Genomic DNA, 25826 nt, shown 5'->3' on the forward strand with positions numbered 1-25826 from the left:
AGCGTGCCATGCCCATCGCCCTGCTCAGCCTCGGCAGCAACGTCGACCCCGAGCGCCACCTGCGCGCGGCGATCGCGGTGTTGCGGAAGCGCTTCGAGGACGTTGTGGTCTCGGCGGTCTACCGTTTTCCGGCGGTCGGCTATACGGGCCCGGATTTCCTCAATGCCGCGGCGACGGTGCGTACCGATCTCACGCCCGCGGCCTTGAACGACTGGCTGCATGCGCTCGAGGACACGCATGGGCGCGACCGCAGCGGCCCGCGTTACAGCGACCGCACGCTCGACATCGACATCGTGCTGTTCGACGACGCGGTGCTCAGTGGCGCCGGCAACCCCGGGTCGGGCCCGGGGCAGGGTCTCCACATTCCGCGCGATGAACTGCGCCATGCCTTCGTGCTGCGGCCTGCGGCGGAGATCGCGCCCGACTGGCCGCATCCTGTCGACGGCCGATCGCTTGCGCAGTTGTGGGATGCACATCCGGATCGCGACACGGCGTTCGAGCGTGTGGAGGAATTCGACGCGGGCGCTTCCGGCTGATGGATGCGCCGGCGCGCCTGCGCATCCTCGGCACGGGCTGCCATCACCCGGCGCAGCGCGTGGCATCGACGGTGTTCGATGCGCGTCTCGGGCTGGCGCCGGGCAGCAGCGAAGCCGCCACCGGCGTGGCGATGCGCGGCATCGCCGGTGACGACGAGACCGCATCCTGGATGGCGGCGCGCGCCGCCGAGCGCGCACTGCAGGCCGCGGGCATCGATGGCAGTGCGCTCGATGCGATCGTCTCGACCTGCGCGGTCATGGAGCAGCCGATTCCCTGTCAGGCCGCCCTGGTGCAACGCGCGCTGGGGCTCGGCGGTTCCGGCATTCCGGCGTTCGACATCAACGCGACCTGCCTGGGATTCCTGGTCGCGCTGGATCTTGTCGCGGCCTCGATCGCCGCCGGCCGGTACCGACGCGTGCTGGTCGTCGCCAGTGAAGTCCCGTCGCGCGGTCTGCGCGCGGGCGATCCGATCACCGCACCGCTGTTCGGCGATGGCGCCGCCGCGGTCGTGCTCGGCGCCGCCGCGCCTGGCGATGATTCGGCACTGCTGGCGTGGCGCATGGAAACCTTCGCCGAAGGCGCCGACGCCTGCCGCATCCGTGGCGGCGGCACACGCATCGCGCCGGGCGATCCGCGTAACGACGATCGCGATGCCTACCGTTTCGAAATGGACGGGCCGGCGACGTTCCGCATGGCCGGCCGTCGTCTGCCGCGTCTGCTCGCGCGGTTGCTCGAAGCGGCGGGCCTGACGCTCGAAGAACTCGACTGCATCGTGCCGCACCAGGCCTCGGGTGGCGGCCTCGACCGCATCGTGCAGGCGCTGCGTCTGCCCGAGGCGCGCACGATGCGCATCCTCGGCGAACACGGCAACCAGGTCGCCGCCTCGCTGCCGCATGCCTTGCATCATGCGATCGATGCCGGTCGCCTGCAGCGTGGTCAGGCCTGCCTGCTGCTGGGCACCGGCGCCGGCCTGTCGGTCGGCGGCGCCGTGCTGCGGTACTGACATGCGTGTCGAGCTGAGCCTGTTCGATGTCGGCCAGTGCCGCCACTGCGAGCGCGTCACGCTGGCCGGCGGGCGCTGGGGCAACGTGACGTTTCCGTCGATGGTCGCGCTGATCGTGCATCCGACCGAGGGGCCGATCCTCTACGACACCGGTTACGCGGCGCACTTCATGGACGCGACCGCGGGATTCCCCGAGCGCCTGTACCGTTGGGCCACGCCGGTCGAACTGCCGCAGACGCAGCGATTGGAAGTGCAGCTCGCCGCGCACGGCCTGCGGCCGGCCGACATCCGCTGGTGCCTGGTCTCGCATTTCCACGCCGACCACATCGCCGGCCTGCGCGACCTGCCGAACGCGCGCTTCTTGTGCATGCGCGAGGACCTGGATGCGATGCGCGCGATGTCACGCGTGCGCGGTCTGCGCAACGGCTGGCTGCCGGCGCTGCTGCCGACAGATTTCGATGCGCGCGTGCGTTATGCGGGCGATGGCGTCGCGCGTCGATTGCCGGCGCCCTGGGACAGCCTGGGCGAAGGCTTCGACCTGTTCGGCGACGGCCGCCTGCTCGCAGTCCCGATGCCCGGCCACGCGCCGCGGCAGATGGGCCTGTGTCTGCGGGATACGGACGACCGCGCGGTCCTGCTGTGCGCCGACGCCTGCTGGTCGCATCTGACATTCCGCGAACGGCGCCTGCCGACCTGGCCGGCGCGCCTGGTGACGCACGACTGGGCGGCCTACCTGCGTACCGTCGAGCGCCTGCACACGCTCGCGGTCAGCGCGCCCGACGTCGCGATCCTGCCGTCGCATTGCCAGGCCAGTCTCGACACGTATCGCGCGGCGACGCGCGGAGGTCCCGCATGCGCATCCTCGTGACCGGCGCGTCCGGCTTCGTCGGCGGCGCTTTTCTGCGGCATCATGCCGGGCGCGCCGATCTGCAACTCGTCGGCACCGGCCGCCGCGCGACCGATCTGCCGGATTACATCCGTTGCGATCTCAGCCAGCCCTTCGACCTGCCGGTGCGGCCCGACGTGGTGATCCATGCCGCCGCGCGTTCGTCGCCCTGGGGCACGCGCGCCGAGTACATTGCGCAGAACGTCGATGCGACCCGGCACGTCATCGACTTCTGCCGTCGCAACGGCAGCCCGCGGCTGGTCTATCTGTCGTCGAGTTCGGTGTTCTACCGCGAAGCGCATCAATACGACCTGCGCGAAGACAGTCCGGTGGGCCCGCAGTTCGTCAACACCTACGCCGAGACCAAGTACGCCGGCGAACGGCTGCTACGCGACTATCCCGGCGAACACGTCATCGTGCGGCCGCGCGCGGTGTTCGGCGTCGGCGACACCGTGCTGTTCCCGCGCATTCTCGAAGCCGCGCGCCGCGGCGCCTTGCCGCTGTTCACCGGACAGGACCGGCCGGTGGTCGGCGACCTGATCCAGATCGACACGCTGTCGGATTACCTGCTGCGCGTCGCGACGATGGACCGCCCGGCCGACAGCTACAATCTGACCAACGCGCAGCCGGTCGACATCCAGGCCTTGCTGCTCGACGTGCTGGCGCGGCTGGATCTGCCACCACCGACGCGGCGCGTTCCCATCGGGGCTGCGCTGCGCATGGCGACTGTCGCCGAATGGCTGTGGCGCGGCCTGCGCCTGCGCGGCGAGCCGCCACTGACGCGTTTCGGCGTCGGTGTGTTCGCGTATTCGAAGACCTTCGATCCGGCGCGGATGCTCGCCGATCTCGGCCCGCCGAGTGTGTCGATCGAAACCGGCATCGACGACTTCATCGCTTGGCAGCGGGCGCAGTGGGCGGCCTGAGCGTCGCGGTGTTGCTCGCCGGCGCGTATGGCGCGTTGCTGGCGTTGCGCGCGGTCTGCGCAGGGCGCGAGATCCGCGGGCAGGCAGCGCAGCCAACGCCGGATGCCGCATTCGCCTTGCACGAGGTCGCGGTGCTGCAGCCGATCCTCGGTGGTGACCCGCGGCTGATCGACGTGCTGTGCGAAACGCTCGATGCACTGCCTGACGCGCGCTTCCACTGGCTCGTCGATGCTGGCGACATGCACGCTGAGTCGGTCATCGCATCGCTGCGGGCCACGCATCCGCACGCCGTCATCGCCGTGCACGTCAACCCGCCCGCGCCCGACGGGATAAACCCCAAGAGCTTCAAGCTCGACCGCGCGCTGGCCACGGTCGAGGCGCCGGTGTGCCTGGTGCTCGACGACGACGCGACGCTGACCGCCAATGCACTCGCGCGTCTGGTTGCAGCGCTCGAAAGCGCCGACATCGCGACCGCATTGCCGGGCTACGTCGACGACGGCGAGCCAATGGCTGGGCGGCTGCTGGCGCAGTTCGTCAACGACAACGCGGCGCTGACCTATCTCGCGCCGCTGGCCTGGGCGCCGCCGGTGTCGATCAGCGGCATGTGCTACGCGCTGCGCACTGCACATCTGCGCGCAATCGGCGGATTCGCGCCGCTGCTGCGCGCGCTGGCCGACGATCTGGCGATGGCCGACCAGGTGCGCGCGCACGGCGGCCGCATCGCCCAGACCATCGCCCCGGTGCGCGTGCGCACCAGCATCGACGGCCCGGCGCATTACCTGCGCCAGATGCATCGCTGGATGCTGTTCGCGACGCTGCTGCTGCGGCGTCAGCCGCTGCGGATGCGCGTCCTGATCACGCTGCTGCATGGTCTGCCGCCGCTGCTGTTGTGGGCGACGGGCATCGCGCTGGCGGTGCAGCCCACGATGACGGGTGCCCTCTGCGTGATCGGCGTGCTCGTGCTGCGTGCTGCCGTGCCCGCATGGCTGCAGCGCAGGCTCGGCGTATCCGCGCCACAGCGCCCGCTACTGTCGCTGCTGGCCGAGCTGCTGCAGCCGCTGCATCTGTTGCATGCGAGCTGCGTGCGCACGGTGCGCTGGCGCAGTCGGCGCTATCGCGTGCATGCCGACGGTGGCTTCCATGTCGTCTGAGACCACCGCGCCGATCCGCATCGCCTTCCTGACCGGGCGCAGCGATCCGTCGCGCTGCGGTCTGAGTCCGGAGCAACAGGCGTTTCTCGATGCGCTGCAAGCACCCGGCCGCGAACTCGTCGACTGCAACTTTCCGTATGCCGCGCCAAACACTGGACACATCGCTGTCCCCTTGCCACTGGCGGCGTGGCGCAACCTCGGCGACTACATCGGTGCGCGCCGCCCCGCGTTTGCCAGGCAGCACCGCGCAGCGGTGGCGGCCACGTTCGAAGGAGTCGACAACGTCGTGCTGCTGGCCGGCAGCTGCGGGCTGGAACTGCTGGCGAATCTGTGCCTGCCCGCTGACCTGCGTGCGCGGCTGCACGTCTTCGCCTACGGCCCGGTCGCGCGACATGCGCCGGACGTCGCTCGCCTGCTGTGCGTGCGTGGACGCAGCGACTGGATATCGCGCGTCGGCTGGCGCGGCCCGGTCCACGTTGTCGACGGCGGACACATGGACTACCTGCGCCGGCGCGACGTGCACGCCCTGTGCGAAGACTTCATCGCGGCAACGCCATGCGCATCGACCTGATCGCACCGCCCTACAGCGGCCACCTGCATCCGGTGCTCGCGATGGCCTGCGAACTCACCGCGCGGCACCAGGTGCGGGTGCTGTCGACCCCGTCGGCGATGGCGCAGGTCGCCCGCGCCGGTCTGGTCGGCGTGCCGCTGCTCGATGCCGACGCCGAGCGCGTGCTCGATGCGATCTCCGATCCGCGCCATGCCGTGCGCAACCATCCGCTGCGCATGCACCGGCAACTGCGCGCCGCGCTCGAGGTCATGGCCCGCTTCGCGCAGGCCTTGCGCGAGATCTATGCGGATGCGGCAACGCGACCTGGGCTCGTCATCGCCGACTTCACCGTGCCGGCTGCAGGCGCGGTCGCGCAGTCGCTCGGCATCCGCTGGTGGACCAGCCTGCCGTCGCCAAGCGTGCTCGAAGCGCCGGATGGACCGCCGGCCTATATGGGCGGCCTGTCGCCGGCCAAGCATGCGGGCCAGCGTCTCCAGCACGCACTGGCGCGGCGGGCAGTGCGCGGCTTCAAGCGTGGCGTGCATCGCGCGTATCGACACCGCATGACCGCGCTGGGCCTGCCGCGGCTGTATCGCCACGACGGCAGCGAAGCGGTGTACTCGCCCGAACGTATTCTCGCGCTCGGCATCGACGCGCTGGAATTTCCGCGCACCTGGCCGGCCGCGCTGCGTTTCATCGGGCCGCAGTTGCCGACGCCTGGCACCGATACGCCGTGGTCGGTACCGCGTCGGGAGCCGCGTTTCGTCGAAGGTCGCCGCCACGTGCTGGTGACGCTGGGAACGCATCTGCGCTGGGCCAAGAATGCGTTCGACGCGCGCCTGCGCGCGTTGGCCGCGGCGATGCCCGAGGTGGAATTCCATTTCACCGATGGCGATGCCGCCGCCGATCACCACGACCACATGGGCAATTACCAGCGCCTGGCCTATGTCGACTACGCGCGCTGGATCGGCCGCTACGACCTCGTCGTGCACCACGGCGGCGCCGGCATCCTCTACCAGTGTCTGGCGGCCGGGCGTCCGGCGATCGTCTGCCCGCAGGATTACGACCAATTCGACCACGCCGCGCGCCTGCAGCACGCACGCGCCGCGCTGTGGCTGCGCGATCCCGCCGGACTGGAGGCTGCGGTGCGGCGCGCATTCGCGGATCCCGGACTGTTCGACGGGCTGCCGGCACTGCAGGCGGCGGTGCGCGCGACGACAGACGCGCGTCCGCTGGTCACGTTGGTCGCCGACGATACGTCGTGGTAGTGCCCGACGGCCGAAGATGACGTCTGTCACTGGGCAACGCGCCCGCCGGGCGACACCATCCAGTCGACGCCCGTGTGCCGGGGTCGCGTATCGAAAGGGGAGAAGATCATGTTCGACAAGCTGTCGCGGAGCTGGGGTCTGGTGAAGGCGAGTGCGGCCGTGCTGCGCTCGGACAAGGAACTGATGCTGTTCCCGGTGCTGTCGGGCCTGGCCACGCTCGCAGTGCTGGCGACCTTCGTGCTGCCGCTGTTCGCGCTGCGCGTCTTCGAGCACGGCATCGGCCTGGCCGGCCTGCTGCTCGCCTTCGTCTTCTACTTCTGTCAGTACACGGTGATCGTGTTCTTCAACTGCGCGCTGGTCGGCGCGGCGATGATCCGCCTGGGCGGCGGCGATCCGACGCTGTCCGACGGACTGGCCGCGGCGAAGCGCAGATTGCCGGCGATCCTGGGTTACGCGGCCATCGCCGCGACCGTCGGCGTGCTGCTGCAGTCGCTCAAGCACAAGGAGAACAATTTCCTGGTGCGGCTGCTCGGCAGCGGTCTCGGTGCAGCCTGGACGCTGGCGACCTTCCTCGTGGTGCCGGTGCTGGTCAGCCGCGACATCGGCCCGATCGACGCCCTCAAGCAGAGCGTGACCCTGCTCAAGCGCACCTGGGGCGAGAACGCGATCGGCAATGTCGGCATCGGCGCGGCCTTCGGTCTGCTGACGACGCTGGTCGCGATGATCGGCGTCGGTCTGACGTTCATCGCGCTGCAGAGCTCGGTCGTGCTGGGCATCGCCGTCGGCGTGGTCTGCGCGCTGGGCGTGCTGTTGCTCGCGGTCTACCAGGCCGCGTTGACCGGCATCTACTCGGCGGCGCTGTACCGCTACGCGGTGTCGCACGATGTGCCGGACGGATTCTCCGGTGCGCAGCTCGCGCATGCGTTCGAGCCGAAGCGCTAGACGCATGCCGCAGCCGACCTGTAGGAGCGCGCTTGCGCGCGATGGCCGTTCGCTGGAAAGCCCGTTCGCGCGCAAGCGCGCTCCTACGGGGGGCTTTCTTGCCGCAGATTCGGATGGCTAGAGCGAACGCCCGCCGTCGAGCCGCAGCACTTCGCCAGTCGTGAAGCCACCACGCAGCAACCAGGCGACGGCATCAGCGATCTCCTCTGCACTGCCGAGCCGGCCAAGCGGCGTCGCATCGAGAATGCGCGTCTGCTGCGCAGTATCCGCGCCGTCTTCCGGCCACAGGATCGCGCCGGGCGAGACCGCATTGACCCGCACCTCCGGTGCCAGGGCGACCGCAAGGCCACGGGTCAGGCCGAGCAGGGCGGCCTTCGACGCCGCGTAGGCGACCAGATCCGCGCGTGGGCGTTCGGCGTACAGATCGCCGATGTTGACGATCGCCCCGCGCGCCGCGCGCAGATGCGGCGCCGCGGCCTGCGCCAGCAGGAACGGCGCACGTGCATTGGTCGCCATCAGCGCATCGAAGGCGGCGGCACCGGTGGCGTCAAACGCGGTCGGTGCGAATGCCGCGGCGTTGTTGACCAGCGCGTCGAGCCGGCCGAAACGCGCGACGCTGTCCTCGACCAGCTTTGGCAGCACGGCCGCATCGGCCAGATCGCCTTGCAGCACGTGCACGCTGCCCGGTCGCTGTGCATCGAGTTCGGCGGCCAGTGCATCGGCGTCGTCGCGCGAGCGATGGCAATGCAACGCGACCGCGAACCCATCGGCATGCAGGCGACGCACGATCCCCGCGCCGATGCGACGGGCAGCGCCGGTGACCAAGACAACGGGAGCGGGTGCGGACGCGGACATGCCGTAACGTGATGTGGCGGTGGGACGCCACCTTACGCCACCTGCCAGGAACCGTCGTGCGGATGGCCAGACCGGCGCCTCATCAGTGCGGCCGGGTCGTAGACCACGCGTGCAGCGGTCCGAGCAGGTGAGCCCCTCTCCTCAAGGGAGAGGGGTGAGGGCAGGCCGTCCGCGACCCATCGTCATCGCGCATCCACGGCGCCGCATGAAGTCTTCCACGCCACTCCCACGTGGACCACGTCTGCCTGCTTATCGCCCGCTCGACGAGGCCGCGCTGGTCGCCCATCTCACCGCACACGGCGTCGCGCCGCATGAACCGGTCGAATCCAACTTGGGCGCGCAGGGCGATGGCGATTCACTGTGTTTCACCGATGTCGAAGGCAACGTCGTGGAGCTGAAAGCACGCGTGTGACGGCAGGCCGTCAGGTGGGCTCGCGTATCCTGATACACGCCTGTTCCGGAACCCCCATATGTCGAGCCAGATCCCTACACCGAGCGACGATGCGCTCGCCCACAGCAAGCGCCTGCGCGCCGTGATCCACGCCCAGATTGCAGAGGCCGGCGGGGCGATTCCGTTCTGGAAGTTCATGGAGCTGGCGCTGTATGCGCCGGGCCTGGGCTACTACAGCGCGGGCGCGGCGAAGTTCGGTGCGGCCGGGGATTTCGTCACTGCGCCCGAGCTGGGGCCGCTGTTCGCCGAGTGCGTGGCCGAGGCGTTCGCGCCGGTGCTGCGCGAGCTCGGCGCGGAAGCGCAGTTCTTCGAGATCGGCGGCGGGAGCGGTGCGTTCGCAGGCGATGCGCTGGCGCATCTGGCGGCGCTCGATGCGACGCCGGCGCGCTACGCGATCCTCGAACCCAGCGCGGATCTGCGCGAGCGTCAGCGCCAGCATCTGCAGCAGCGTCTGCCGACGGATCTGTTCGCGCGCGTCGACTGGGTCGACGGCCCGATGCCCGGCGACTGGCAGGGCGTGCTGTTCGCCAACGAAGTCGTCGATGCGTTGCCCACACCGCGTTTCGTGATCGGTGAAGGCGAGGTGTTCGAGGAGTACGTGACCCGCGACGGCGACGGCTTCGGCCGAACGGTGCATCCGGCTGATGCGTTGCTTGGTTCGGCGGTACGCCATGTCGAGCGTCAACGTGGTGGGCCGTTGCCGGATGGCTACCGTTCCGAGCTGCTGCCGCAGCTGCCGTACTGGGTGCAGGCGGTTGCCGGTGGTCTGACCCGCGGCGCGATGCTGTTCGTCGACTACGGCTACGCGCGGCGCGAGTTCTACCGCGACGATCGCGATGCCGGCACGCTGCGCGCGTTCCATCGCCACCAGGTCACCGGCGACGTGTTCGCGCTGCCGGGCCTGCAGGATCTGACCGCGTCGGTCGATTTCACCGCACTGGCCGAGGCCGGCACGCATGCCGGGTTCGAGTTCGCCGGTTACTGCAACCAGACCTCGCTGCTGCTCGGCAACCGCCTGGAGCAGCGATTGGCCGCGCACGAGGCATTGGCGCCTGACGAGGCTGCGCGCTACGCGCTGCGCCAGCAGGCCAAACGGCTCACATTGCCGGGCGAGATGGGCGAGGCCTTCCAGGCGATCGGCTTCGCGAAGGACGTCGACTTCGACCACGCCTTCCTGATCGGCGACATGAGCCACCGTCTGTGAGCCGACGCCCGCGTTTCGGCCGCGCGTTCAAGCCGCTGCGCCGCCCGGTGTTGTGGGGCGGGCTTTGGATCGCGGCGATCGCAATCGTCGTCGTGCTGTCGCTGGCGCCGTCGGTGCCTGTGCCGGACGTCCCCAACAGCGACAAGCTGCACCACTTTCTCGCCTACTTCGCGCTGGCCGCCGCCGCAGTGCAGCTCTACGCGCGCTGGCCCGCACTGCTGGGCGCGGGGATCGGCCTGGTGCTGCTGGGCATCGGCCTCGAGTACGCACAGGGCGCGTTGACCGACACCCGCACGCAAGATCCCGCCGACGCGCTCGCGAACACGCTGGGCGTGATCGTGGGCCTGTCGACGCGGCTCACGCCCTTCCGCGATCTGCTGCTGTGGTTCGACACGCGGTCCGATCGACCCCGGCGCTGAGCCGCTTGCCCGATACTCCTTCCGTTCCCAACTCGGTCCACCGCATGTCCGCCGTCCCGCCTTCTCACACGTCCACCGCACCTGCCGACGATGCCGTTCGCGCCGACGCGCGCCTGGCCTGGGCCCGCGAAGCGAGCGGCGATGCCACGCTGACGCTCGTGCGCGCGTCGATGGATGCGGGCTTTCGCAGCTACTGGCGCGGCGAGGCGCATGGCCTGTCGCGCATCGTCATGGATTCGCCGCCGGACCTGGAGGACGTGCGCCCGTGGCTGCGCATCCGCGATCTGCTGGAAATGCACGGCGTGCGCGTGCCGCACGTGCGGGCGCGCGATGTCGAATCGGGCTTCCTGCTGCTCGAGGATCTCGGTGGCGCGACCTGCCTGCAGACCTTGGAAACGCTCGATGCCGACGCGCTGATGGACGCGGCCTTCGAACAGCTGCTGCGTCTGCAGGCGATCGCGCCACCGGACGATCTGCCTGCCTTCGATAGCGACATGCTGCGGCGCGAACTCGCCCTGTTCGACGACTGGTTCCTTAACCGCCACCTCGGCGTCACGCTGTCGTTTGATGAGCGCGCCGGTTGGGAATCGGTGCAGGCGCATCTGATCGACGCGATGCTGGCGCAGCCGCAGGTGCTGGTGCACCGCGACTACATGCTGCGCAATCTGATGCCGGTCGAAGGCGGCGTCGCGGTGCTGGACTTCCAGGACGCTGTCACCGGGCCGATCGCCTACGACGTGGCCTGCCTGCTGCGTGATGCCTTCCACAGCTGGCCCGCCGCGCAGGCCGACGCCTGGCTGGCGCAGTACCACACCCGTGCGCAGGCGGTCGGCCTGCCGGTGCCGGCGCTCGCGCAGTTCATGCGCGACGTCGCGCTGACCGGCGCGCAGCGGCACCTCAAGGTCATGGGCATCTTCGCGCGCCTGCATCATCGCGACGGCAAGCCCAAGTATCTCGCCGACGCGCCGCGGTTCCTTGCCTATCTCGATGCGGTCGTGCCGCTCGATCCCGCGCTCGCGCCGCTGGGCGTGCTGCTCGACCGCCATGTGCGCCCGCGGTTCGCCGCGGACTGATCCGAAGGACGCATCGCCATGCAGGCCGTGATCCCGCAGCTGCGCATGACCGACGCCGAACGCAGCCTGGCGTTCTACGCCGCGCTCGGTTTCACCGTCGACTGGGAGCATCGTTTCGATACCGGCATGCCGCTGTTCGCGCAGCTCACCCGCGACGGGCAGACGCTGTTCCTGATCGCCCACGCCGGCGACTGTGCGCCGGGCGGCGCGGTGTATTTCAAGGTGCGCGACGTAGATGCCTGCGCGCGCGCATTCACGGCTGCCGGCGTGCCGATCGTGCAGGCGCCTTGGGATACGGACTGGGGCACGCGCGAACTGGTGCTCGTCGATCCCGACCACAATCGTCTGCGATTCGCGCAGCACCCTGACTGATCGCGCCGCGGCGCGAGGAGACTCCGATGGACGACCTGTTCGCAGACGTACCCGTGCCCGTCCACGGCATCCGCACCGGCATCGGCGGCTGGACGTATCCGGAGTGGCGCGACAACTTCTATCCCAAGGGCCTGGTGCAGAAGCGGGAGCTCGAGTACGCGAGTCGCCGTCTGACCGCGATCGAGATCAACGGCACTTTCTACGGCGCGCAGAAGCCGGCGACCTATGCGAAGTGGGGCAGCGAGACGCCAGCGGGCTTCGTGTTCTCGCTGAAGGCGCCGCGTCACATCGTCGGCGCACGCGCGCTGGCCGGCACTGCAAAACAGATCGCCGGATTCGTCGACGGTGGCATCGCCGAACTCGGCGATCACCTCGGTCCGTTGCTGTGGCAGTTCGCGCCGCAGCGGCGTTTCGATGCCGACGATGTCGAAGCATTCCTCGACCTGCTGCCCGATGCCGTCGATGGCCTGCCGTTGCGCCACGCCATCGAAGTGCGGCACCCCTCGTTCCAGAGCGAGGCGTGGCTGCGCCTCGCGCGTGCGCGCGGCGTGGCGACGGTGTTCACCGATTCCACCGACTACCCGTCCTTCGCCGACATCACCGGCGGTTTCGTCTACGCCAGGCTGATGGCCAGTCGTGAGACCAGTATCACCGGCTATCCCGGCCTGCAGCTCGACGCCTGGGTCAAGCGCGCCCTGCAATGGGCAGCGGGCGAAGCGCCGACCGACCTGCCGTATGCAGGTGCCCGCGATGCCGCACCGGTCACCCCGCGCGATACCTTCGTGTTCTTCATCTCGGCCGCGAAAGCACGCAATCCTGCCGCGGCGATGGCGTTGCAGCAGCGATTGGAGGACATCGCGTAGATCCGGGCGCGATGTCCGGGCCTGCCAACGCTCAGCCCGTCCGGGACTGCGCAATCGCCGCGATCCGCGCCTTGCGCAGCGCCTCGCCGACGGCCGGCCCGGTGATTCCCGCGGCGGCAATGTCGCGAGCGTTGACCGCGAGCGCGGCGGCATGCGTGCGGCGCAGGGTGTCGCCCTGCGGATAGGCGTCCTCGGCGCTGCCCAGGCGGCCGCGCTTGTCGCACTCGCACACCAGCGCCAGCTGGGCGATGCGTTCGGGCTTGCGGAACCCGTCGCAACGCGCGATCAGGTCGTGCAGGGTGTCGTCGCGCAGTTCGGCGATGCGGTGCACGTTGAGATGTTCGCGGCAGGCGACGATCGCGAGTTCGCGATGCGCCGCCGGCACCTTCAGCCGCGCGCACAGCCCCTCCAGTGGTTTCAGGCCGGCATGTTCGTGGCCGATGTGGCGCGGCAGCGTGTCCTTCGGCGTCAGCGCCTTGCCGAGATCATGGGTCAGCGCGGCGAAGCCGATCAGCGCATCGCCCGGCGCGAGCCGCGCCGCCATGTCGCTGACCAGTTCCTGGTGCACGCCGGTGTCGACCTCGGGATGGTATTCGGCCCGCTGCGGCACGCCGTAGAGCGCGTCGACCTCGGGCAGCACGACCGCCAGCGCACCGCAGTCGTGCAGCGTGCGCAGGAACGCCGACGGCTGCTTCGATGCCAGCGCACGCGACAGTTCCTGCCACACCCGTTCGGGCGTCAGCGCCTCGAGTTCGCCGGCCGCGACCATGCCGCGCATCAGCGCCATCGTCGCGTCGGCGACGGTGAAACCGAGCGGGGCGAAGCGGGCCATGAAGCGCGCGGCGCGCAGCACCCGTAGCGGGTCTTCGGAGAATGCGTCACCGACATGACGCAGCACGCGCGCCTCGATGTCGCGCACGCCGCCGTAGGGATCGATGAGGGTGCCGTCGGGCGCTTCGGCAATCGCGTTGATCGTGAAGTCGCGGCGACCGAGGTCCTGCTCCAGCGTCACCGACGGATCGGCGTCGACGACGAAGCCACGATAGCCGCGCCCGGACTTGCGCTCGGTCCGCGCGAGCGCGTGCTCGTCCTGCGTTTCGGGATGCAGGAACACCGGGAAATCCAGGCCGATCGCACGGAAACCGGCCGCTTCCATCGAAGCCTGGGTCTCACCGACAACGACGTAATCGCGGTCGCCGGGCGTCAGGCCCAGCAGCCGGTCGCGGACCGCGCCGCCGACGAGATAGATGCGCATGGACATGGGACCGAGGCCTGATAACGAGGGAAACGACGCCGCTGTAGCCTAACGGGCTGCGGCCCCGGACGGGCCGAACTCGCGTTCGTATGTCGCGCGATCGGCATCGTTCATTCGCGAGCGGACGTCGTGGAAGGTCCAGGTCCGGGGTTCGGTGTGCCAGCGGTAATGGCGCAGGCGCAGCCCTGCAATCGGCTCGGCCGTCGCGATTTCCAGCCGATGCGGCACGCGGCCGGCTTCAAGGACAAGCGCAGGTAACGCAGCGGGCGTGCGCCAGTCGCCGGGGATGTCGAGCGAACGCCAGACCATGACCAGCGCGGACGGGATCTCGCGGCCGGCCGCGTCGACCGGCACCGCCGTCGTCCAGCGGCCCTGTCGATCCGCCGGTTGCGAATAGGGCTGGATGAGCGCCGCCCGGTAGGGTGATGTCCATTCGATATGCGCGTCGCCGGGGTGCTCGGTCTGCGCCGCTCGGGCGACGGTTTCCGCGCGGTCCCAACGGTAGACGTTCGCGTCGCCCGTCATCCGGATCGTGTGCGCCGCCACGAGGGTCTCTGCCGCCACATCGTGCGGCAGGTGGAACGGGAACATCAGTTGGGTCTCGTCGACGCGCTGGCGGTCCTGCATCGACACGGTCGGCTGCACCAGCGTGGCCTCGGCGCCGGTCAGCGGACGCCCGGCGTGGTCGAGCAACGCGACGTCGCGCACGCGCAGGGTGGAGAATTCGGACAGCGCCGGTCCGGCCTTGCCGATCGCACGTCCATCGGCCCCCATGGTGATGATGAGACGGGGACCGTGCGGCTGGCGTTTGAGGCCGAAGACCAGCATCGCGTCGGTTGCGGGCACCTGCCCGGCTGGCATCCAGGGCTCGAGTGCGCCCTCGGGCGTGGGGTGCAGTCTGAAAAGCGCGGGATCGTCGGTCCGGGCAGAGAACGGCGGATTGCCCAGCGTGGCCTCGATGGATTCGACATACGCCTGCGCCTGCCCTGGGTCGAGTTCGAGATCGAGCGTGGGCTCGGTCGCCATGTCCACCACGTGCAGCCGATGCACTTGTGGCGCATCGGCGCCCGCGGGGGTGCGCTCGAGATAGAGGCGCACTTCGAGCGGCTGACCGTCGTGGATGCGGACCGCCTGGCGGCCGTGGCCCCGCAGGCCGGCGCCGCTGAATTCGAGATCCAGCACCGCGATCGCGTCGTCGATCGTGCGCACCTGCATGCGGGTCTCGAGGGACGCGAAGTCGCCGGTGCGGTCATGGCGGATGATGTCTTGCCCGACCTGCGGCGCGGTCGGCAGCATGACCGCGCGCAGTGCGAGCGCCGCCAGGCGGGTGGAGACCAGCAGGCGCTCGTCCGGTTGAGACGCGGCCAGCGTTTGCCAGGCCTTGGCGTCGACCGGCCGCACCACAGTGCCATCGGGCCGCGCCTGCACATCAAAGCCGCTGGCGAGCACTGTCCGCATGGCCCGGTCCTCGGCGTGCCGATCGTCGAGCGAGAGCGAGTCGATACCGGGCATGTCGGGCGCGCGCGTCCACACCGGGCGCAGACGCAGCTGCAGGCCGTCTCCGGTGTCCATGGCGGGGGAGACGGTGGCATAGGTCCACTGCCGCAGGGGCGGTGCGGTCGATGCGTCGCGTGTGACCGCATGGGCGATGAAGACCACCCGGGCGTCGGCAGCAGCCGCTGCCTGCGCCAGGCCGGCCAACATCCACAGGCACGCGCCTGTCATCACACCACGCCACCACATCATCGATCGATTCCTTTCCTGTAAGCGCCGTCGACCGGCGCGGGGTGCGCGGTTCGTCACGGGCAGCCGCACATTGTTCCAGACGCCTCCATTGCCGAACAGCGCGCACCGTCTGTCGCCTATGTGCGCGCGTCACGCGTCGGGAGATCGCAGCGAACCCGATTGCGCACGGTCTGTACGGCGCACGCATTAGACTGGCCCGCCCTCGGAGCGCCGCTGTGCCACGTTCTACGATCCCGCGCATCGGTCTTGCGCTGCTGGCAGGCCTGCCTGTCATCGCGTTCGCCGCACCGGTGGCGATGCCCGGCAGCGGGGATGCCGGGGACATCACGCTGATGCTGGTCTACCTCGGGCTGGCGATCGTGCTGTCGTTCCTGTGCTCGGTCGCCGAATCGGTGTTGCTGAGCATCACGCCCTCGTTCATCGCCGGTCTGAAGGCTGAGCGTCCCGGGCTCGCCGCGCGGCTGCAGCGGCTGCGCCACGAGCGCATCGACCAGTCGCTCGCCGGCATCCTCACGCTCAACACGATCGCCCATACCGCCGGTGCAGTCGGCGCAGGCGCGAAGGCCTCCGATGCATTCGGCAGCGCCTGGGTCGGAGTGTTCTCGGCAGTGGCGACGCTGCTGATCCTGTTCCTGTCGGAGATCGTGCCTAAGACGCTGGGCGCGCAGTACTGGCGCCAGCTGGCCGCGCCGACCGCGGTCTTCGTGCGCATGTTGATCGTCGTGCTCTATCCGCTGATCCGTGTGTCCGAAATGCTGACCAGGCTGATCTCGGGCGGCAAGCAGGCGCACGTGTTCAACCGCGAGGAATTCATCGCGATGGCCAGCGTCGGCGAGGAAAGTGGCGGCATCCTGCCGCGCGAGTCGCACATCTTGCGCAACCTGTTCCGCATGTCGGAGCTGCGCGCGCACGACGTGATGACGCCGCGCACCGTGGTCGCCGCGCTGCGGGATACCACACCGGTGTCCCAGGCGCTGCAGGACGCGCGCACGGCACCGTTCTCGCGGGTGCCGATCTATACCGACGACATCGACGACGCGACGACGTTCGTACTGCGCTCGGAAATGCTGCAGGCCGAAGCCCGCGGCGACGGTGACGTGGCGCTGCGCACGCTGGCCCGCCCGATGCGCAGCGTGCCCGAAAGCATGCCGCTGACCGGCCTGCTGGAGTTCCTGCTCGACCGCCGCCAGCAGATCGCGCTGGTGGTCGACGAGTACGGCTCGACCAGCGGCGTGGTGACGATGGAAGACGTTGTCGAGACGCTGCTGGGCCAGGAGATCATCGACGAGAGCGACCGCGTCTCCGACATGCAGCGGCTGGCGCGCCGGCGCTGGAAAGAACGCGCAGCGGCGCACGGTCTACCGGTCGATGCGCGCGACGAGCGCGGCGGGCCAGCCGACCGCTGAATCGAGCGCCGGCGCGCGCGGTCACTCGATGGATTCGACCCGTTTGAACGACAGGACGTGCGGCAGCATGCGCCAGCGGTAGCGTCGCAGCTCCACGGCCGCGATCGGCGCCGGCGTGGCGATCTCGGTGCGCTGCGGCGTGTGCCGCCATTCCCAGTCGAGTGCATCGGCGTCGCGTCCCCGGTGCATCAGCGAGGCCTGCGGCAGCGGACGGCCGTCGGCGTCCAGCGGCACCGCGATGCTCCACAGCGCGTCCGTTTCGTCGGGGCGGGCGCGTGCCTGCTCGAAGCCGATGTGACGCGGTGAGCGCCAGTCGAAGCGCGCACCGGGCTGCGATTGCGGCTGTTCGCCATAGGCGACGGTCTCCACGCCGTCCCAGGCGTAGGTTTCGGCCTCCATCTCGAGGTCGATCGTCGCCAGCGCGGCGAGGGCCTCGTCGCGCACGCCCGGCGGCAGACGGAACGGGAAGTCGGCCTCGCCTTCGTCGCTGTGCCACTGGCCCACCAGCGCGAGCATCGGCCGCACGGGCACCGCCTCCAGGCCGGGCAGCGGCCGGTAGGCGGCATCGCGCAGCGTGACCGAGCGCAGACGCCCGAACAGCGGCGGCGGGCCGTCGTCTGTGCCGCTGGCGTCGGACTTGATCTCGGCACCCATCACCAGGCGCGCACGTCCCATGCTGCGCGGCTTCAGGCCGAACGCCAGCTGCGCCGCGATCGTGTCCAGGCGTTCCGGCGCGAGCATGTCCTGCAGCGGCACGCCGCGTGGCGGCGGATCGTTGCGATATAGCGTCGGATCGTCCGATGGCTCGGAGAACGGCGGCGCCGCCAGCCGCTCGGCTTCGTAATCGGCCCTGGCCGTATTCGAGTCGGACAGGTCGAGCGTGGGAATCGTGTCGAGCGCGACCATGCGCAGGCGCTGCTCGGTGGCCGGCAGCCCGTCGGCGGCGTCCATGTCCAGACGCAGGGACACATCGAGCGGCATGCCGTCGGCCAGGCGCACCGCCTGCCGGCCGCTGCCGGTCAGGGTGTCGCCCTCGATGTGCATCGCCAGCACGGCGACGCCGTCGTCGACGGCCAGCACCTCGAGGCGCGTGTCGATGTCGCCCGCCGGCGACGGTGCGCGCTGGCGGATGACCTGGCCCATGCGCAGCCCGTCGGGCAGCGCGCGGACCTGCAGACCGAGCGTCTGCGGCGCATCCACCAGTGCCTGCGCCGCGCGCGGGCGCTGCTTCAACAACCGGGCCCAGGCGGCGCCGTCGACGGCGCGCATCGGACCGGGCGTGCCGTCGGCCGAAATCCGCACCTCGAATCCGGCATGCAGCACCTGGATCAGGGCCGCGTCGATGGCGTCGTCGGGATCGAGATCGTCAGTGGATCGCCACTGCCCGCCGCCGCGCAGTTGCGACCACAGGGGCTGCGTGTGCAGCCGTTGCTCGCCGGCCGAACCGGCCTCGAGCGTGAGCCGGTTGAAGCCCAAGGTGCGCATCGTGCCGGCATGGCCGGGGGCGCGGATCGTGTGGTCGACGAAGTACACGGCCGGTTCGGCCTGTACGCCCGTACAGAGCGACAGGCCCAGAGCGAGCATCAAGGTGCGCAGTGCGCGCATGGCAGCCTCCATGGCAGTTGGGACGCGAGTGCACGACGCGCGCTGTCGGCGCGGCGCGGCTGCAGGGCGAGGGACCGGGCTCAGCCGGTCGGGCAGGCGAAGCGTTTGTTGCGCTGGGCGGGCGCGCCGCGCATCCGGGGTTCCAGCGGCGCAGCCTGGCCATACATGCGCCAGTCGTAGAGCACGCTGAAGGCGAGCACGCGTGCGACGTACTCGCGCGTTTCGCGATAGCTGATCGTTTCGATCCAGATGTCGGGATCCAGATCCGGACGCTGCGCGAGCCAGCGACCGGTCGGCGTCGGGCCGGCGTTGTACGCCGCGATCGCCACGTAGGGCAGCGTGTACATGTCCTTCTTCTCGCGCAGGTACGCGGTGCCGATGGCGACGTTGGTCGCCGGATCGAACAGGCTGTCTGGGCCGCTCCAGCCCAGGCCCAGACGCCGCGCGACGGCGGCGCCGGTGGCCGGCATCACCTGCATCAGGCCGCGCGCATCGGCCGGCGAACGTGCATTCGGGTTGAACGTGCTCTCGGCGCGGATCTCGGCCGCAACCCAGGCCGGGTCCAGTCCGTGCCGCTGCGATTCGCGCTCGATCAGCGCCTGCTGGGTCAGCGGGAAGCGCAACGTGTACAGCCGCGTTTCTTCCGGCTGGCGGCCGAGGCCGAACACGCCGCGGTCGTACCAGCCGTTCTCCTGGGCGACCTGCACCGCGATGCGGCGCTGGGTGTCGTCGAAGTTGCGCAGCGCGGCGGTCCATTCGCGCGTGGCCCAGCCGGGGCGGTCGATGCGGTACAGCGCCAGTGCGCGCGTCAAGCCCGGATCGGCGGCGACCTTTGCGCGTGCATCGGTCGACGGCGAGAAATCGAGCGGGCATAGCGCGTAGGGCTGGTCGACGCGGTCGGCGGCGAGAAAGCCGTGGAAGTCGGGATTCTTTGCCGCTTCGCGGAACAGCGGCTGCGCGGCCGCGCGGTCGCCGGTGAGTTCGGTCGTGCGCGCCTGGAACCAGGTCCAGCGCGACTGGCCGCGCTGGCTGGCGCCCATCTTGCGGATCGCGGTCAATGCGGCGGTCCAGTCCTTGCGCGCGAGTGCCTCGCGCACGCGCCATTCGTGCAGGCGTTCGTCGTAGGCGCTCTCGGGCACGCGGTTGAGCAGGCGGGCCGAATCGGGCAGGTACGACGCCACCGTCCACAGCGCAGCCTGGTACAGCACCCGACCGTTTTCGGTTTCGCCGAAGCCGAGCGCATCGGCCAGCGCCGGCAACTGGCGTTCGGCGGCCAGCGGATCGGCCTTGGCGAACTTCGCCAGGCCATGCGAAGCGACGAGGCGGCTGCGCGCGGTCTTCGGCCATTGCAGCGCGCGCGCATGCGGCGCGGTCATGTAGGCGGCGTAGTCTTCGGCGAGCGCTTGCTGGCCGGCCGACAGACCGCGCGCGATGGTGCGCATCACGCCGACGTCCTGCTCGGCGACCGCGAGATCGAAACGTTCCCAGCGCAGGTCGTCGCCGAGGCCGCCGCGCGCGGCCAGTGTGGCGAACGGCGCATCGCATTCGTTCGGCAACGAGCTGCCGCTGCTGCGCCACAGTGCCTGCGCGTCGCGGGTCCACTGCGCATCGGTCGCGCCGGTACGGGCGCGCGCGTCGAGTTCGATGCAGCGCAGCGTCGCGTTGGTGGTGCCCGGCGCCCAGGCCTCGCGCACCGCCGCCCACTCCTGGCGTTTGGCCAGTGCGCGCAGCCAGCCTTCGCGGAACACCTCGGCGACCGGCTGGCCCTGGTGACGGCTGATGAAGTCGCGACCCTGCGTCACCGGCAACGTGTCCAGATTGCGGCGCAGCGCGGCCAGTTCCAGCCACGCGCTCGCGGGATGCGACTGCATCGCCGGTGCGACCGGCTGGCCGCGTTCGGCGGCCTGCATCGCCAAGCGGAATGCAGAGTCGTCGACAGCCTGTGCGCAGGCCACACCCGGCAGTGCCAAAGCGAGCGCGGGCAGCAGGGCGCGCAGTGCGCGGGCGCGCATCGGACGGCGGGCGGGCGGGGTGTCGCGGCAGGTCTGCGGCATCGGCATGGGCATGTCGAGAGCGGCGGTCGACTATAACGGAGGCGGGCTGAAGCGCCCTTCGCAGGTGTGCTGCGCCGGGCCACTGACCGCCGTCATCCCGGCCTGCGCCGGCATGGCGCGCCGGAGGCGTCGGCGCCGACGCTTTAGAATTGGCGTCCCCATCGTTCCCGGTCCGCGCACATGATCACTCTCGGCACGCCGCTGTCTCCCTCCGCCACCCGCGTGCTGCTGCTCGGCTCGGGCGAACTGGGCAAGGAAGTGGCGATCGAGTTGCAGCGCTTCGGCGTGGAAGTCATCGCCGCCGACCGCTATGCCGATGCGCCGGCGATGCAGGTCGCCCATCGCAGTCACGTGCTCGACATGCTCGATCCGGCCGCGCTGCGCGCGCTGATCGCGCAGGAGCAGCCGCATCTGGTCGTGCCCGAGATCGAGGCGATCCACACCGACACCCTGGTCGCGCTCGAACAGGAAGGCCTCAAGGTCGTGCCGACCGCGCGCGCCACGCGCCTGACCATGGACCGAGAAGGCATCCGCCGGCTCGCCGCCGAGACGCTGGGCCTGCCGACGTCGCCGTACCGCTTCGTCGACACGCGCGAGGCGTACCGCGCCGCGATCATCGCCGTGGGCCTGCCTTGCGTGGTCAAGCCGGTGATGTCGTCGTCGGGCAAGGGCCAGAGCACGGTGCGCTCTGATGCCGACATCGATGCCGCGTGGGATTATGCGCAGACCGGCGGCCGCGCCGGCGCGGGCCGCTGCATCGTCGAGGGCTTCATCGACTTCGATTACGAGATCACCCTGCTGACCGTGCGTCACGCCGGTGGCACTGCGTTCTGCGCGCCGATCGGCCATGTGCAGATCGCGGGCGACTATCGCGAGAGCTGGCAGCCGCAGCCGATGTCGCCGGCCGCGCTGCAACGTGCGCGCGACGTGGCGCGTGCGGTCACCGACGATCTCGGCGGGCGTGGCGTGTTCGGCGTCGAACTGTTCGTCAAAGGCGACGAAGTCTGGTTCAGCGAAGTCTCGCCGCGTCCGCACGACACCGGTCTGGTGACGCTGGCCTCGCAGGACCTGAGCGAGTTCGCGCTGCATGCGCGCGCGATCCTCGGCCTGCCGATTCCGGTCGACGCGGACGATGTCGTACAGCACGGCATCGCCGCATCCTGCGCGCTGCTGGCGCAAGGCACGGGCGTGCCGGTGTTCTCGAACATCGATGGCGGGCTGCAATCGCCGGACAGCGCGCTGCGCCTGTTCGGCAAGCCGCGCGTCGAAGGCCAGCGCCGGGTCGGCGTGACGCTTGCGCGTGGCGCCGATGTGGAGTCGGCGCGGGCGACGGCGCGTGAGGCGGCGGCTGCGATCAAGATCGAGTGGACCTGATCGGATTCGTGGCGTTTTATTCACCACTACGACCGAGCGAAGCTCAGTGCCTTCCCCCGTATACGGGGAAGGTTGGGATGGGGGCGAACGGTCTGTGTGCAGAGATGCGTGATTCCCGGAGCGTCATTCCGCTCAAGTCGAACGTTCCATTCGACCTGATGGTTTGCCCCCACCCAACCCGTCCGGCCCGGCGCAGCGCGCCGGTCGCTCGCTCGATCCGCGCGGCAGTGCCGCGCAAGCGGATCGCGCTCACCCCGCGCGCGCGGGGGTGGGCTTCAGTTCGCTGCGTGCGTCGCACACGGCGCTCCGCTGCACAAGGCGTCTTCGAAAGATGCTGACCTGGTCGATGCTCTGCTTCCCGCTGCTCGGTGCGGTCGCCGGCGTGCTCGCCGGTCTGCTCGGCATCGGCGGTGGGCTGGTGCTGGTGACCGCGCTGGTCTGGTTGCTGCCGCTCTACGGCGTCCCGCAGGACGCGGCGATGCACACCGCGCTCGCGACTGCGCTGGCGAGCATCATCCTGACCGGGCTGTCGTCGGCGCGCGCGCATCACCGCCGCGGCAGCGTGCTGTGGCGCACGGTCGCGTGGATGGTGCCGGGCGTATTGCTCGGTGGTTGGATCGGCAGCTGGCTCGCCGTGCGGCTCGACGGCGACGTGCTGCGCTACTGCGTGGTGGCGTATTGCGCCGTCGTCGGTACCCAGTTGCTGCTGTCGCGCACGCCGCCGCCCGGTGGCGATGCGGTGGCCCCGGCCGGCCTCGGGCTGTCGGGCGCAGGTGTCGGCATCGGCGCGCTGTCTTCGATCGTCGGCATCGGAGGTGGCAGCATGACCGTGCCCTTGCTGGTGTGGCGGGGCGTGTCGCCGGTGCGCGCGGTCGGCACCTCGTCGGCCTGCGGCGTCTTCATCGCCTTCGCCGCTGCTGCGGGTTACGCGCTGCAGGCGCCGGCGGATGTGCTGCCGGGCGTGTCCTGGGGGTATGTGTATCTACCGGGCGCGATCGGCATTGCGCTCGCCTCGGTGATCGCCGCACCGTACGGCACGCGGCTGGCGCATGCGATCAGCGGCGCCGCGCTCAAGCGCGTGTTCGCGGTGTTCCTCTACTGCGTCGGTGCGAGCCTGTTGTTGCTGTGATTCTTTCCCTTTTTTCGTTGGACCCTCCATGACCACTGCCGCCCCCGCCATTCCCGATTCCATCGCCGCATTGGCGCCGCAGATGACCGCGTGGCGCCACGAGATCCATGCGTGGCCCGAACTCGGCTTCGAGGAAGAAAGGACCTCGGCACTGGTCATCCGCGAGCTGCGCGCGCTCGGTCTCGAGGTGCACACGGGCCTCGGCGGTACGGGCGTGATCGCGGTGATCGACAGCGGCAAACCGGGCCTGTCGATCGGCCTGCGCGCCGACATGGACGCGCTGCCGATGGACGAGGTTGCCGACGAGCGGGGCGAACTGCCGTATCGCTCGCAGCGGCCGGGCGTGGCGCATACCTGCGGGCATGACGGCCACACGTCCGCACTGCTCGGCACCGCGCGGCACCTGGTCGCGCATCCGCCGGCCAGCGGCCGCGTGGTGCTGATCTTCCAACCGGCCGAAGAAGGCGGTCGCGGCGCGATCAGGATGATCGAGGACGGCCTGTTCGCGCGCTGGCCCTGTGACGAGGTCTACGCCTTCCACAACATGCCCGCGCTGCCGACCGGCGAGGCCAGCGTGCGCAGCGGCGCCACGCTGCAGTCGCTGGCGGTGTTCGAGATCGCGATCGAGGGCGTCGGCGGACATGCCGCCGCGCCGCACCGCGCGAACGATCCGCTGCAGGTCGCGGCCCGCCTGGCCGTGGACATCGGTGCGATCGTCGGCCGCCACATCGACCCCATGGAAGCGGCGCTGATCAACGTCGGTTCGCTGCAGGCCGGCACCACGCACAACATCATTCCTTCGACGGCGTCGCTCAGCGGCACGATCCGCTCGCTGTCGAAAGACGTGCACGACGAACTGCTCAAGCGACTGCGCGCGCTGTGCGAGGGCCATGCGCAGATCTCCGGCTGCAACATCGCGCTCGAGATTCCGCATTCCTGCCCACCCTGCGTCAATGCGCCGGAACAGGCGGCGCTTGCTGCCGACGCGATCGCCGACGTGCTCGGCGCCGACCACGTGAAGACCGATCTGCGCGCATATCCGTTCTCCGACGACTTCTCCTACATGCTCGAACAGTGGCCCGGCGCCTACCTGTTCCTCGGCATGGACAGCGCGATGTGCCACCACCCGACGTTCCGCTTCGACGACGGCCTGCTGCCGGTCGCCGCCGCCGTGTTCGACCGCATCGTGCGTCGCCGTCTGGGCTGACGGGCGATCTTTCGCATTCTTGTAGGAGCGCGCTTGCGCGCGATCGGGCTGTCCCGGCCCGGCCCCATCGCGCGGAAGCGCGCTCCTACAGTGTTCGATGCGCTCCTTCGAGCATGGGCCCCGCGCGTAGTGCGTTGGTATCGACAGCGCGATGTGTCACCACCGCCGGTGTTCGACCGTATCGTGCGGCGGCCGGCGACGGTCGAGTCATCGCGTTGTTGTAAGAGTGCGCTCGCGCGAGACGCCTTCCCGGTGAAGCCCCATCGCGCGCAAGCGCGCTCCTACAGGGCGTCGTAAGCTGTGCGCCGCCCACCACGGCGCGTCGACGTCTTCCGCGAGTGCCCCATGTCCCAGCGCGACTGGGTGGCCCAGGCCATCCGCAAGATTGAAGCCGATTTCAACCGCTCGGCCGACACCCATCTGATTCCGCTGGCGCTGCCGGGCTTTCCCGGCATCGACGTCTATCTCAAGGACGAATCCAGCCATCCGACCGGCAGCCTCAAGCACCGGCTCGCGCGCTCGCTGTTCCTCTACGCGCTGGCCAACGGCTGGCTGCATGCGGGCAGCACGGTGGTCGAGGCGTCGAGCGGTTCGACCGCGGTCTCGGAAGCGTACTTCGCGCGTCTGCTGGGGCTGCCCTTCGTCGCGGTGATGCCGGCGTCGACGTCGCCGGAGAAAATCGCCGCGATCGAATTCCACCGGGGCCGCTGCCACCTGGTGCCCAGCGCCTGCGGCATCGGCGAGGCCTCGGTGCAGCTGGCGCGCGAGACCGGTGGTCACTTCATGGACCAGTTCACCTACGCCGAGCGCGCCACCGACTGGCGGGCGAACAACAACATCGCCGAATCGATCTTCAAGCAGATGGCGCAGGAAGCGCATCCGGTCCCGCGCTGGATCGTCTGCAGCGCCGGCACCGGCGGCACCAGCGCGACGATCGGCCGCTACGCCAGCTATCGCGGCTATGACACGCGTGTGCTGTGCGCCGATCCCGAGCACTCGGCGTTTTTCGCCCATTACGCGCGCTGCATCGACGGTGACACCTCCGGCGATGCCGGCGCCGTCGCGCCGTCGTCGCGCATCGAGGGCATCGGTCGACCGCGCGCGGAAGCCAGCTTCATTCCCGGCTGCGTCGACGCGATGCTCAAGGTGCCCGACGCGTTGAGCCTCGCGGCGATGCGCTGGACCAATACGCGCCTGGGCCGGCGCGTCGGCGGGTCCACCGGGACCAATGTCATCGGCGTGCTGCATGTCGCCCACGCGATGCGCGCTGCGGGGCGCAGCGGTTCGATCGTCAGCATCCTGTGCGATGGCGGCGAGCGCTACGCGCACAGTTACTACAACCCGGACTGGTACGCGGCCCAAGGGTTCGACATGGATGCCGCGGACACGCTGGTCCGTGCCGTCGCCGAGCAGGCCACACCGTTGCCCGATCTGCAGACCGCCGGCGACCCGACAGGCTGAGAGGTATCGGTCAAGCTGGGGTTGACCCCAGGTGCGGCCAGGTTAACGATTCGTTACAAGGAAGCGTCGGCGGCACGGGGGCGCCGACAGAC

Annotated in this window: 24 protein-coding genes; 19 read left to right on the top strand and 5 right to left on the bottom strand. The window is 69.9% G+C overall.

Annotated features, from left to right (window positions below):
* Nucleotides 1-8 precede the first annotated feature (8 nt).
* The 8 genes from folK to J2X52_RS02525 all read left to right on the top strand — a co-directional run bounded on the left by folK (nt 9) and on the right by J2X52_RS02525 (nt 7260).
* Entirely contained in the window at nt 9-536 is a 528-nt protein-coding gene (gene folK, locus J2X52_RS02490; protein WP_310148154.1) for a 2-amino-4-hydroxy-6-hydroxymethyldihydropteridine diphosphokinase, read from the top strand.
* Nucleotides 536-1540, top strand: a complete 1005-nt coding sequence (locus tag J2X52_RS02495) for a 3-oxoacyl-[acyl-carrier-protein] synthase III C-terminal domain-containing protein (protein ID WP_310148157.1) — start codon at nt 536-538, stop codon at nt 1538-1540. The genes folK and J2X52_RS02495 overlap by 1 nt, the downstream gene beginning before the upstream one ends.
* Nucleotide 1541: 1 nt before the next feature.
* Nucleotides 1542-2408 (top strand): MBL fold metallo-hydrolase, encoded by an 867-nt coding sequence (locus J2X52_RS02500; protein ID WP_310148160.1) that lies wholly within the window; start codon nt 1542-1544, stop codon nt 2406-2408.
* The gene (locus J2X52_RS02505) at nt 2393-3349 is read left to right on the top strand and encodes an NAD(P)-dependent oxidoreductase (protein ID WP_310148163.1); all 957 of its coding nucleotides are present in this window, start codon (nt 2393-2395) and stop codon (nt 3347-3349) included. The genes J2X52_RS02500 and J2X52_RS02505 overlap by 16 nt, the downstream gene beginning before the upstream one ends.
* On the top strand, nt 3322-4500 hold the full coding sequence (locus J2X52_RS02510) for a glycosyltransferase (protein WP_310148166.1): 1179 nt from the start codon (nt 3322-3324) through the stop codon (nt 4498-4500). The genes J2X52_RS02505 and J2X52_RS02510 overlap by 28 nt, the downstream gene beginning before the upstream one ends.
* A complete protein-coding gene (locus J2X52_RS02515; protein WP_310148168.1) occupies nt 4490-5071 on the top strand; it encodes a hypothetical protein in 582 nt (193 codons plus the stop codon). Before J2X52_RS02510 ends, J2X52_RS02515 begins: the two co-directional genes overlap by 11 nt.
* Entirely contained in the window at nt 5056-6318 is a 1263-nt protein-coding gene (locus tag J2X52_RS02520) for a glycosyltransferase (protein ID WP_310148170.1), read from the top strand. The genes J2X52_RS02515 and J2X52_RS02520 overlap by 16 nt, the downstream gene beginning before the upstream one ends.
* A gap of 108 nt (nt 6319-6426) precedes the next feature.
* Complete coding sequence (locus tag J2X52_RS02525) at nt 6427-7260, top strand: DUF6159 family protein (RefSeq protein ID WP_310148172.1); 834 nt, start codon at nt 6427-6429, stop codon at nt 7258-7260.
* 117 nt (nt 7261-7377) lie between these two features.
* Here J2X52_RS02525 and J2X52_RS02530 read toward each other — a convergent pair whose 3' ends face one another.
* Complete coding sequence (locus J2X52_RS02530) at nt 7378-8115, bottom strand: pteridine reductase (protein ID WP_310148176.1); 738 nt, start codon at nt 8113-8115, stop codon at nt 7378-7380.
* 205 nt (nt 8116-8320) lie between these two features.
* Between J2X52_RS02530 and J2X52_RS02535 the strand changes: the two genes are divergently transcribed.
* Genes J2X52_RS02535 through J2X52_RS02560 form a run of 6 tightly spaced genes read left to right on the top strand, consistent with a single transcriptional unit; the run spans nt 8321 to nt 12497 of the window.
* Nucleotides 8321-8527, top strand: coding sequence for a hypothetical protein (locus J2X52_RS02535; protein ID WP_310148179.1), 207 nt, complete (start codon nt 8321-8323; stop codon nt 8525-8527).
* A gap of 58 nt (nt 8528-8585) precedes the next feature.
* The gene (locus tag J2X52_RS02540) at nt 8586-9770 is read left to right on the top strand and encodes an SAM-dependent methyltransferase (RefSeq protein WP_310148182.1); all 1185 of its coding nucleotides are present in this window, start codon (nt 8586-8588) and stop codon (nt 9768-9770) included.
* Nucleotides 9767-10189 carry a VanZ family protein gene (locus tag J2X52_RS02545; RefSeq protein ID WP_310148184.1) on the top strand — a complete coding sequence of 141 codons (423 nt, stop codon included), beginning with the start codon at nt 9767-9769 and terminating at the stop codon, nt 10187-10189. The genes J2X52_RS02540 and J2X52_RS02545 overlap by 4 nt, the downstream gene beginning before the upstream one ends.
* A gap of 44 nt (nt 10190-10233) precedes the next feature.
* Nucleotides 10234-11262 (top strand): phosphotransferase, encoded by a 1029-nt coding sequence (locus J2X52_RS02550; RefSeq protein ID WP_310148187.1) that lies wholly within the window; start codon nt 10234-10236, stop codon nt 11260-11262.
* Nucleotides 11263-11280: 18 nt separating this feature from the next.
* On the top strand, nt 11281-11634 hold the full coding sequence (locus J2X52_RS02555; protein ID WP_310148189.1) for a VOC family protein: 354 nt from the start codon (nt 11281-11283) through the stop codon (nt 11632-11634).
* A 26-nt stretch (nt 11635-11660) separates the two neighbouring features.
* Nucleotides 11661-12497 (top strand): DUF72 domain-containing protein, encoded by an 837-nt coding sequence (locus J2X52_RS02560; RefSeq protein WP_310148192.1) that lies wholly within the window; start codon nt 11661-11663, stop codon nt 12495-12497.
* A gap of 31 nt (nt 12498-12528) precedes the next feature.
* Here J2X52_RS02560 and J2X52_RS02565 read toward each other — a convergent pair whose 3' ends face one another.
* A complete protein-coding gene (locus J2X52_RS02565; protein WP_310148827.1) occupies nt 12529-13752 on the bottom strand; it encodes a multifunctional CCA addition/repair protein in 1224 nt (407 codons plus the stop codon).
* 48 nt (nt 13753-13800) lie between these two features.
* Nucleotides 13801-15498, bottom strand: a complete 1698-nt coding sequence (locus J2X52_RS02570) for a hypothetical protein (RefSeq protein ID WP_310148195.1) — start codon at nt 15496-15498, stop codon at nt 13801-13803.
* A 215-nt stretch (nt 15499-15713) separates the two neighbouring features.
* Between J2X52_RS02570 and J2X52_RS02575 the strand changes: the two genes are divergently transcribed.
* Nucleotides 15714-16904 carry a hemolysin family protein gene (locus J2X52_RS02575; RefSeq protein ID WP_310148198.1) on the top strand — a complete coding sequence of 397 codons (1191 nt, stop codon included), beginning with the start codon at nt 15714-15716 and terminating at the stop codon, nt 16902-16904.
* Nucleotides 16905-16925: 21 nt separating this feature from the next.
* Here the strand turns inward: J2X52_RS02575 and J2X52_RS02580 are convergent, their stop codons facing one another.
* Both J2X52_RS02580 and J2X52_RS02585 read right to left on the bottom strand, forming a co-directional pair.
* Complete coding sequence (locus J2X52_RS02580; RefSeq protein ID WP_310148200.1) at nt 16926-18509, bottom strand: hypothetical protein; 1584 nt, start codon at nt 18507-18509, stop codon at nt 16926-16928.
* An 80-nt stretch (nt 18510-18589) separates the two neighbouring features.
* Nucleotides 18590-20521 carry a transglycosylase SLT domain-containing protein gene (locus J2X52_RS02585; protein ID WP_310148830.1) on the bottom strand — a complete coding sequence of 644 codons (1932 nt, stop codon included), beginning with the start codon at nt 20519-20521 and terminating at the stop codon, nt 18590-18592.
* A 222-nt stretch (nt 20522-20743) separates the two neighbouring features.
* On the opposite strand from J2X52_RS02585, the gene purT reads away from it, so the two are divergent.
* The 4 genes from purT (at nt 20744) to J2X52_RS02605 (ending at nt 25734) form a co-directional block, all read left to right on the top strand.
* Complete coding sequence (purT, locus tag J2X52_RS02590) at nt 20744-21937, top strand: formate-dependent phosphoribosylglycinamide formyltransferase (protein WP_310148204.1); 1194 nt, start codon at nt 20744-20746, stop codon at nt 21935-21937.
* A 331-nt stretch (nt 21938-22268) separates the two neighbouring features.
* Nucleotides 22269-23066: a sulfite exporter TauE/SafE family protein gene (locus J2X52_RS02595; protein WP_310148207.1), complete on the top strand. Its 798-nt coding sequence runs from the start codon at nt 22269-22271 to the stop codon at nt 23064-23066.
* Between the two features lie 28 nt (nt 23067-23094).
* Entirely contained in the window at nt 23095-24273 is a 1179-nt protein-coding gene (locus J2X52_RS02600) for an amidohydrolase (protein WP_310148210.1), read from the top strand.
* Between the two features lie 345 nt (nt 24274-24618).
* Nucleotides 24619-25734, top strand: a complete 1116-nt coding sequence (locus J2X52_RS02605; protein ID WP_310148213.1) for a PLP-dependent cysteine synthase family protein — start codon at nt 24619-24621, stop codon at nt 25732-25734.
* The last annotated feature ends 92 nt before the right edge of the window (nt 25735-25826 follow it).

The sequence above is a fragment of the Luteimonas sp. 3794 genome (assembly GCF_031456825.1).
Taxonomy (GTDB): Bacteria; Pseudomonadota; Gammaproteobacteria; order Xanthomonadales; family Xanthomonadaceae; genus Luteimonas.

Coding starts and splice junctions, on each gene's coding strand:
- J2X52_RS02565 (WP_310148827.1), bottom strand. CDS start 13,752: ATGCGCATCTATCTCGTCGGCGGCGCGGTCCGCGACCGGCTGCTGGGC.
- J2X52_RS02500 (WP_310148160.1), top strand. CDS start 1,542: ATGCGTGTCGAGCTGAGCCTGTTCGATGTCGGCCAGTGCCGCCACTGC.
- J2X52_RS02515 (WP_310148168.1), top strand. CDS start 4,490: ATGTCGTCTGAGACCACCGCGCCGATCCGCATCGCCTTCCTGACCGGG.
- J2X52_RS02570 (WP_310148195.1), bottom strand. CDS start 15,498: ATGATGTGGTGGCGTGGTGTGATGACAGGCGCGTGCCTGTGGATGTTG.
- J2X52_RS02495 (WP_310148157.1), top strand. CDS start 536: ATGGATGCGCCGGCGCGCCTGCGCATCCTCGGCACGGGCTGCCATCAC.
- J2X52_RS02585 (WP_310148830.1), bottom strand. CDS start 20,521: ATGCGCGCCCGCGCACTGCGCGCCCTGCTGCCCGCGCTCGCTTTGGCA.
- J2X52_RS02595 (WP_310148207.1), top strand. CDS start 22,269: ATGCTGACCTGGTCGATGCTCTGCTTCCCGCTGCTCGGTGCGGTCGCC.
- folK (WP_310148154.1), top strand. CDS start 9: ATGCCCATCGCCCTGCTCAGCCTCGGCAGCAACGTCGACCCCGAGCGC.
- J2X52_RS02505 (WP_310148163.1), top strand. CDS start 2,393: ATGCGCATCCTCGTGACCGGCGCGTCCGGCTTCGTCGGCGGCGCTTTT.
- J2X52_RS02535 (WP_310148179.1), top strand. CDS start 8,321: ATGAAGTCTTCCACGCCACTCCCACGTGGACCACGTCTGCCTGCTTAT.
- J2X52_RS02605 (WP_310148213.1), top strand. CDS start 24,619: ATGTCCCAGCGCGACTGGGTGGCCCAGGCCATCCGCAAGATTGAAGCC.
- purT (WP_310148204.1), top strand. CDS start 20,744: ATGATCACTCTCGGCACGCCGCTGTCTCCCTCCGCCACCCGCGTGCTG.
- J2X52_RS02530 (WP_310148176.1), bottom strand. CDS start 8,115: ATGTCCGCGTCCGCACCCGCTCCCGTTGTCTTGGTCACCGGCGCTGCC.
- J2X52_RS02580 (WP_310148200.1), bottom strand. CDS start 18,509: ATGCGCGCACTGCGCACCTTGATGCTCGCTCTGGGCCTGTCGCTCTGT.
- J2X52_RS02540 (WP_310148182.1), top strand. CDS start 8,586: ATGTCGAGCCAGATCCCTACACCGAGCGACGATGCGCTCGCCCACAGC.
- J2X52_RS02550 (WP_310148187.1), top strand. CDS start 10,234: ATGTCCGCCGTCCCGCCTTCTCACACGTCCACCGCACCTGCCGACGAT.
- J2X52_RS02520 (WP_310148170.1), top strand. CDS start 5,056: ATGCGCATCGACCTGATCGCACCGCCCTACAGCGGCCACCTGCATCCG.
- J2X52_RS02560 (WP_310148192.1), top strand. CDS start 11,661: ATGGACGACCTGTTCGCAGACGTACCCGTGCCCGTCCACGGCATCCGC.
- J2X52_RS02525 (WP_310148172.1), top strand. CDS start 6,427: ATGTTCGACAAGCTGTCGCGGAGCTGGGGTCTGGTGAAGGCGAGTGCG.
- J2X52_RS02600 (WP_310148210.1), top strand. CDS start 23,095: ATGACCACTGCCGCCCCCGCCATTCCCGATTCCATCGCCGCATTGGCG.
- J2X52_RS02555 (WP_310148189.1), top strand. CDS start 11,281: ATGCAGGCCGTGATCCCGCAGCTGCGCATGACCGACGCCGAACGCAGC.